Raw genomic sequence first — 1,022 nt, 5'->3', positions numbered from 1 at the left:
ACTCAAGTTGTGAATAGAGCTTATGATGCTTCTGTAGAACTTACAACATCACAACAAATTGAAACTGTTGAAAATCAGTTGTTTGAATTGGCAGAAAAAGGGAAATATGGAGGTGGATTTGAAAATTTTAATACAGCCATTACAAAAGCACTTAACATGGCAAGTGCAGCGAAAAAGCGTTCCTCAAGGCTCTCAGGGATAGCTACCCATATCAAAACACTTGATGAGAAAATGGGAGGGTTACAAGCATCTGATTTGATTATCCTTGCGGGGCGCCCTGCTATGGGGAAGACCTCTCTGGCTACCAATATTGCTTTTAATATTGCCAATGCTTGTAAGCGTCATGATAACAACCAAGCCAATGAAGGGGGTATTGTTGGTTTCTTCTCACTTGAAATGTCATCTGAACAGCTTGCAACTCGTATTATCTCAGAGCAAATAAAGGTTTCTTCTTCTGATATGCGCCGTGGTAATATCTCAGAAGAGCAATTTGCAAAAATTATTCGTGCGGTGAACCAACTACAAAAGGCACCACTTTATATTGATCAAACGGGTGGTGTGTCTATTGCACAATTGTCCGCCCGTGCAAGGCGTCTTAAACGACAACATGGTCTAGATGTCTTGATTATCGATTATATCCAACTCATGACAAGCGGTTCAAAGCGTTCATTAGAAAATCGCGTTCAAGAAATTACAGCCATTACCACCGGATTAAAAGCACTTGCAAAAGAACTCAATATTCCCATCATTGCTCTGTCACAACTTTCGCGCCAAGTTGAAAACCGAACCGATAAACGTCCGCAACTCTCTGATTTACGTGAATCTGGTTCAATAGAGCAAGATGCCGACATTGTTCTGTTCGTTTATCGTGAAGAATATTATCTCAAAAATGAAGAACCAAAAGAAGGCACTGCTGAGTATAGCAAGTGGCAAGAGGCAATGGAGCAAGCCAAGGGTAAAGCCGAGGTTATTATAGCAAAACAACGCCATGGTCCGACAGGAATCGTTCCCCTTGCCTTTCA

1 protein-coding gene is annotated in these 1,022 nt (G+C 41.4%); it reads left to right on the top strand.

Annotated elements, in window-relative coordinates; translation table 11 throughout:
• Positions 1-1,022: replicative DNA helicase (locus ACFIJR_RS09070; RefSeq protein WP_375654068.1), on the top strand; the 1,022-nt coding region annotated here is incomplete at both ends.

It is taken from the genome of Bartonella sp. OD88NMGDW, from assembly GCF_042193775.1.
GTDB lineage: Bacteria > Pseudomonadota > Alphaproteobacteria > Rhizobiales > Rhizobiaceae > Bartonella > Bartonella grahamii.
The sequence above is the reverse complement of the archived record's forward strand: the minus strand, read 5'-3'. Positions and strand labels throughout refer to the sequence as shown.